The sequence below is a fragment of the Desulfosporosinus sp. genome (genome assembly GCF_014237355.1).
Lineage (GTDB): Bacteria > Bacillota > Desulfitobacteriia > Desulfitobacteriales > Desulfitobacteriaceae > Desulfosporosinus.
Genome location: NZ_JABZFS010000039.1, coordinates 123,379 through 129,962, shown reverse-complemented (window position 1 = coordinate 129,962; position 6,584 = coordinate 123,379). Strand labels below are relative to the sequence as shown.

The 6,584-nt window shown below is 39.5% G+C and carries 5 protein-coding genes and 1 pseudogene; all 6 read left to right on the top strand.

Annotated features, from left to right (window positions below; all coding sequences use genetic code 11):
• Positions 1–349, top strand: a pseudogene (locus tag HGJ98_RS08880) (ADP-forming succinate--CoA ligase subunit beta); the annotation flags it as partial.
• 29 nt (positions 350–378) lie between these two features.
• Entirely contained in the window at positions 379–1,245 is an 867-nt protein-coding gene (sucD, locus tag HGJ98_RS08875) for a succinate--CoA ligase subunit alpha (RefSeq protein ID WP_291350706.1), read from the top strand.
• A gap of 229 nt (positions 1,246–1,474) precedes the next feature.
• Positions 1,475–2,764 carry an MFS transporter gene (locus tag HGJ98_RS08870; protein ID WP_291350705.1) on the top strand — a complete coding sequence of 430 codons (1,290 nt, stop codon included), beginning with the start codon at positions 1,475–1,477 and terminating at the stop codon, positions 2,762–2,764.
• Positions 2,765–2,844: 80 nt separating this feature from the next.
• Positions 2,845–3,582 (top strand): tRNA pseudouridine(38-40) synthase TruA, encoded by a 738-nt coding sequence (gene truA, locus HGJ98_RS08865; protein WP_291350704.1) that lies wholly within the window; start codon positions 2,845–2,847, stop codon positions 3,580–3,582.
• A 57-nt stretch (positions 3,583–3,639) separates the two neighbouring features.
• Positions 3,640–4,272 carry a fumarylacetoacetate hydrolase family protein gene (locus HGJ98_RS08860; protein ID WP_291350703.1) on the top strand — a complete coding sequence of 211 codons (633 nt, stop codon included), beginning with the start codon at positions 3,640–3,642 and terminating at the stop codon, positions 4,270–4,272.
• 312 nt (positions 4,273–4,584) lie between these two features.
• Complete coding sequence (locus HGJ98_RS08855; RefSeq protein WP_291350702.1) at positions 4,585–6,564, top strand: sigma-54-dependent Fis family transcriptional regulator; 1,980 nt, start codon at positions 4,585–4,587, stop codon at positions 6,562–6,564.
• The last annotated feature ends 20 nt before the right edge of the window (positions 6,565–6,584 follow it).

The window sequence follows — 6,584 nt, the reverse complement described above, 5'->3', positions numbered from 1 at the left end:
CATGGGTACTTTGGATACCCTCGCGTATTACGGTGGAAAACCGGCGAATTTCCTTGATGCGGGGGGAGGGACCGGAGAGGAAGGTACGGCTAAGGCTCTCGAACTGATCTTATCGAGAAACCCTAAGTCAATTATCATCAACATTTTCGGAGGCATTACTCGTTGTGACGATGTTGCCAGAGCCTTTGTCTCTGTCAAAAAAAATAAAGGTATCCCGGTTCCCGTGGTAATTCGCCTCGTAGGAACCAACCAAGAAGCAGGACGGGCTATTTTGAAGGAAGCAGGCATTGAGGCTTACGACGGCATGCAAGATGCGGCCAAAAAGGCCGTTGAATTGGCGCAAAAATAGAAGGCACATAACAAGGAGGACTCGTTAGATTGGCCATATTAATTGATGAGAATACAAACGTACTGGTTCAGGGCCTTACCGGCAAACAAGGACTTTTTCATACTCAGCAAATGCTCGCATACGGCAGCAAGATTGTCGCTGGTACTTCACCGGGCAAGGGTGGTGCAATAGTTGAGGGGATCCCCGTATACGACAGTGTCCGGGCAGCGTGTGAAAACCATCAAATCCATGCGTCCGTCATCTTTATACCAGCAGCCTTTGTCAAAGATGCTGCCCTTGAAGCCCTAGAAGCAGGGATCAAGGTTGTCGTAATTGTTACTGAGCATATCCCTGTCCATGATGAAATGGCAATTGTGGCTTATGCAAGACGTGTCAATGCTACGGTAATCGGTCCCAATACATTTGGGATTGTATCCTCAGGTAAATGCAAGATGGGTATCCCTCCAAATCAGTTTTTTATTCCAGGATCAGTGGGTGTTGTGGCCCGTTCTGGAACTCTGACTTACGAAATCGTAGGTAACCTTACTGCTCAGGGCATCGGTCAGTCAACAGTTGTTGGCATAGGCGGAGATCGGGTCGTGGGTCTGAGCTTTGTAGACGTTTTAAAGAGGTTTGAGGAAGATCCAGAAACTAAAGTGGTTGTTTTAATCGGTGAGATCGGGGGTAAATCCGAAGAAGAGGCTTCCCTTTATATTAAAGAAATGACCAAGCCTGTAATAGCCTATATAGCAGGGAAGAGTGCACCTCCTGGAAAACGGATGGGGCATGCAGGGGCTATTATCGAACGAGGAATGGGGACTTATGAGGGCAAAGTTAAGGCCTTGACTGAGGCGGGTGCTAGGGTCGTGGAATTGCCTTTTGAAGTTCCAGAAGTCATTAAAGAGGTTTGTCGATAAGTACTTGCTCTAATTCAACATATTGGGGTGTCTTGATGCGTATTAAGTGTAAAGAGTTCTGCTCCGGGATGCTGGTTGAAAACGCACAAGTTGATCCTGTGAAAAAGCAAAGACCGCTTGTTGAGTTGGTCTTTGCTTTTAATTAATCTAGAATAATAGTAGCATTCACATTGAATGCTAAAAATTATTTATAGTTTAGAAGGTTAAATGAGCCTATGTATAGAATGAATTGATACGAAAAGTTTGGGGAAAGAAGAGGATTGACGTAAACGAGAATAGCAACAGTAAGTATTATGGTTGGTACATTGTCCTTGCAGCTTCTATAATAACCTTGCTCACCGTAGGATTCAGGCTGGGGGTTGGTCCTTTTGTCAAGCCAGTTATACACGACTTGGGGATGTCTAGAACAGAATTTTCGCTTATTGTGGCGGTCAGTGCGCTGGTTTATGGTTTAGGGATGCCGTTAGCTGGGATTCTCTTGAAACGGTATAGCACACGATTGGTCTTAATAGCAGGCGTGATTATGGTTGATGTATCCTTGGTATGGACTATTTATGCCAGAGGGATAATTTCTTTTTTATTGTCATTTGGTATCTTGCTTTCACTAGGGCTTTCTTTCTTGAGTCCGGTTGCCTTAACACCGATTGTTAGCAACTGGTTTGTTCGTCAAAGGGGTAAAGCACTTTTCTATTTATCAACTGGCTCCATGGCCGGAATCGCGATCATGTCCCCACTTGAGACGTTCTTAATCGAGTCATTAGGATGGCAGCAAACACTTTTTATGTTTGCTGGTTTGTTTGTTTGTATTGTGATTCCCTGTGCTCTCTTTGTAATGAGAGATGAGGTACCGGAGGGAGCGGATATGAAGAAAGGTGAAATTGATGAGGGAATCAAGGTTAATAAATTGGTAAATCTGCCTGAAATAACTTGGAGGGATGCTGTCAATACTCGAGTCTATTGGCAGATTGTCATTGGTCTTTTTGCTTGCGGGTTCAGTATGAACCTCTTAGGTTCTCATGCTGTACCAATGTTAATTGATCACCACTTTGAACCGATGACAGCCTCGTTTGGAATTGGGATGATAGGAATTGTAGCGATCTTCAGTACTTTGTTCTTAGGCTCTATTGCTGACCGCTATTCCAGAAAGAATATTTTGTTTTGGATCTATTTTGTCCGGGGGCTGGGGTTTCTGGGCTTAGTTTTAGTTGTCAACCCATGGCAACTCTATCTGGTGGCAGCAATTGGTGGAATGGTATGGGCCGGATCGACGGCTATGTCCTCGGCTATTCTTAGTGATCTATATGGGGTTAAATTACTGGGTCTTTTATATGGATGGGCTTATTTTGGACATCAAATTGGAGGTGCTATTGGCACATTTTTAGGTGGATGGGGATATGAGACCTTAGGGACGCATTTCTTTGCTTTTGGATTGACTACGGTTATTTTGTTGGTCGCTAGTGCCGTATCTTATTTGTTGCCAGCACGAAGGACTGTTACAAATCCCCACCCCCTTAATTAGCCCTCTGACAATTATTGTAGTATACTATCTTGTATCCGAAAGCGAAAATAGTATTTAATAACAGATAAAAGGTGGAACGCATGAGAAATTTAAAAATGACTATAGAGTACGATGGTTTCAAGTACAAGGGTTGGCAAAGGCAAAAAGACACTGATCTAACGATACAAGGTAAAATAGAAGCAGTATTATCAAAAATGACTGGAGAAGCAATTCTGTTAGTGGGGTGTGGAAGAACAGATTCAGGGGTACATGCTGAAAACTATATTGCTAATTTTCATACGAAATGTGCTTTTAGCATAGACACTATGATGGATTATTTATATGAATACTTGCCTGAAGATATAGGAATTAAAGCTATTGAAGATGTAGCTGAGAGATTTCATGCAAGATATAATGTGAAATCAAAAACCTATATCTACAATATAAATAACAATAAATTCAGAGATGTATTTAATAGAAAATACTCGTATCACCTGCCAGATAAATTAAGTATCTCTGAAATGAAACAGGCTTCTGAGGTGTTAATAGGTAGTCATGATTTCCAAAGTTTTACGAACATGAGGAATAGTGATAAATCAACGGTTAGAACGATTAACTACATTAACATAATTGAAAAAAATGGTCTCTTAGTGATAGAGGTTAATGGTAATGGATTCTTGTTGAATATGGTAAGAATCATTGTCGGAACCCTTATTGAAGTAGGTAAAGGCAATCTTAAGGCAATAGATGTTGAGAAAACATTAAATGAAAAGAAGCGATCGGAAGCTGGACCCTTAGCTCAAGCGAAAGGCTTATTCTTAAGAGAGGTCATATACTAGTTTCTTAAGCCTATTGCGAGAAAGTACGTTTTACTAAAGCATTAGGAGGGTTAAAGTATGTTAAAATCTATTAAAAACATAGTTTGTGTAGGCCGAAATTACGTTCAACACGCTCAAGAACTAAATAACCCAGTTCCGCAAGTGCCATTGCTGTTTACAAAGCCAACTCATTCTCTTGCTGAGGCCAATGGAAGTGAGTTGATCTTGCCGGGAAATCGTGGTCAAATCCAATATGAGGTTGAACTTGTATTCCATATTGCCAGACGATATGAGCCGGGAATTAAGGTAGATGACTTAGTGGACCAGATGGCTATTGGTATCGACTTTACATTGCGGGATGTTCAGACAGATTTAAAAGGGAAAGGGCATCCTTGGGTGCTCGCCAAAGGGTTTATCAACTCCGCAGTCATAACCCCTTGGCAGCCTTTTGAGGGACTTGAAACTTTGATGAATATTGATTTTTCTTTAGAAAAGAATGGACAAGAGGTTCAACGGGGTAATATGAAAAACATGATTTTTGACTTACCGACTGTCGTTGAATATACTGCAATGCACTTGGGACTTGGGCAAGGGGATATCATCTTTACTGGTACTCCGGCAGGAGTCGGTCCTGTTCTTGACGGTGATACACTTACCTGTAAATTGGCAGAACAAGAGTTAGGCAGCTGTATTATAAAGCTAACGAAATAAAGAACAAGTGTAGGGAGATCCTACACCTGTTCTTTATTTCGGTGGATATTAGGATTGCATTTTTAATACTCACTTGTACCTAATAATGAAATTATACAATTAATTATATCATAGTCCTTTATCCTTTTTTATCTGTGTACCTTTGATATATTTCTGTTCCTTTCCGAAAGGCTATTGGAGAGGAAAATGAGGTTGAATATCGAAATTTATATAATATGCGCAAATAATTATTATAACTTAAGCAATGCAAGTTGCTTAAGTTATAATTGAGCTTAAAATCGATTTTATCTTATTCGAAAGGAGAAATTCACTTTGATAAACGATGACGGAGTCAAGTTAGAAAATCATAGTTTTTATCCTGCAATACAGGATTCGTGGAAAAACTTTGTAGCTGGTCAATTGATAACTGGTGAAGTTCGCCAAATCATTGTTGATTCTTGGCACAATAGTGTTAACAACGGAATAAGCCCTTTTCAGAAAAAGGTTAGTCGTGTTTTATCAGATAAAGAAATTATTTATAATGAGAGTTTGAATAGAGACTTAATCAATGTCAGCCTACCAGTAATGGAGAATCTATATAAATTTGTTGCCGGTTCTGGATTTACTGTTACACTAATTGATAATAAAGGTATCATTCTTAAAATTATTGGTGATCAAGAAGTCGTTAGTTCAATTTCCAAAGGTAACTTCATTATTGGAGCTGATTGGAGCGAAGAAAGTGCAGGGACAAATGCGATTGGCCTTGCTCTAAAACTTGATCAGCCTATTCAGGTCATAAGTTATGAACATTTTTGTATCTGTTCCCACAATTCCACCTGTTCTGCGGCTCCGATTCATGACGCAGAAGGAAATATCATGGGAATCTTGGATATGACAGGTGATTTTGAAAAGGCTCATTCTCATACACTTGGTATGGTAGTTGCTTCGGTACATGGGATTGAAAAACAGTTAGAGAGCAAGCATGCTTGGGAAAAATATGATTTAGCTAACAGCTATTTGAATGCAATTGTAGAATCAGTCTCCGAAGGAATGATGGCAGTTAATGAAGATGGAATGATTACTCATATAAATAGCTATGCTATTAAAATGCTTGAAGGTAACAGGGCTGAAATCATCGGTAGTGATATTAGAACCTATCTTAAATCATCCTTTTTGATGGAGAATAGGAAAGACTTATTAGGTCTTACGGATCGTGAAGTAGACATTATTAGTAATGGAAAATTTAAAAAAGCCATTATTTCTTCCAGGAAAATCGAAGGTCTTCCTAGTGGAATGAAGGGAGCTGTTATAGTCTTTAATGAGATTAACAGAACTCGAAAATTGGTGCAAAGAATGTCAGGGTTAGAAGCAAAATTGACGTTTAAAGATATTCTTGGAAAAAATGAAATGTTTCTTAAGACTGTAGAGTTAGCCCAAAATGCCGCTCGGAGTCATTCAAATATCTTACTACTTGGCGAAAGTGGCACAGGGAAAGATGTTTTTGCTCAGGCCATTCATAATGCGAGCCAGAGTTCACATGGACCCTTCGTGGCCATAAATTGTGGTGCGATGCCTCGAGAACTCATTAGCAGTGAACTCTTTGGCTATGTAGACGGAGCTTTTACTGGTGCGAAGCGTGGCGGCAACCCGGGTAAATTTGAAATGGCAGAGGGCGGAACCATATTTTTAGATGAGATTGGTGAAATGCCACTAGAACTGCAGACTATTCTATTAAGAGTCATCGAGAACAAATCAATTATGAGAATCGGGGGACAAGATTCAATTCCAGTTAATGTTAGAATAATTGCGGCAACGAATAGGGATTTGATCAAAGAAGTTGATCACGGAAATTTTAGACGTGATCTATATTATCGATTAAATGTAATTTCGATAAACCTTTTACCTTTACGCGAGCATAAAGACGATATCCCTCTTCTATGTGAGCATTTTATCAAAAAGATGAATCATCAATTAGGGAAAGATGTTAATGAAATAGAGGATGCAGTACAACAGTATTTTTATGCGTATGATTGGCCGGGGAATATTCGAGAATTGTATAACATTCTTGAGAGGTCCATGAATATTGCGCAATGTTCGAAGTTGTTAGTAGACTTTCTTCCCTATGAATTTACGACTTCTCAAAAAGTAAAGAATCCTGTTCCACATAATTCTTTTGAAGAACTAGAAAAAGAATTAATTTCAAATTTAATGACTGAACATTCTGGTAACATTACTAGAATCGCTAATAAGCTTGGTATTGCTCGAACGACACTTTATAGAAAACTAGATAAATATGACTTGAATCACCAATGATGCTCTTTTAAGAGAACGTC

What these genes read in the sequence shown, in the direction of transcription:
- truA (WP_291350704.1), top strand. Translation starts at nt 2,845, where the DNA reads ATGAGAAATTTAAAAATGACTATAGAGTACGATGGTTTCAAGTACAAG.
- HGJ98_RS08860 (WP_291350703.1), top strand. Translation starts at nt 3,640, where the DNA reads ATGTTAAAATCTATTAAAAACATAGTTTGTGTAGGCCGAAATTACGTT.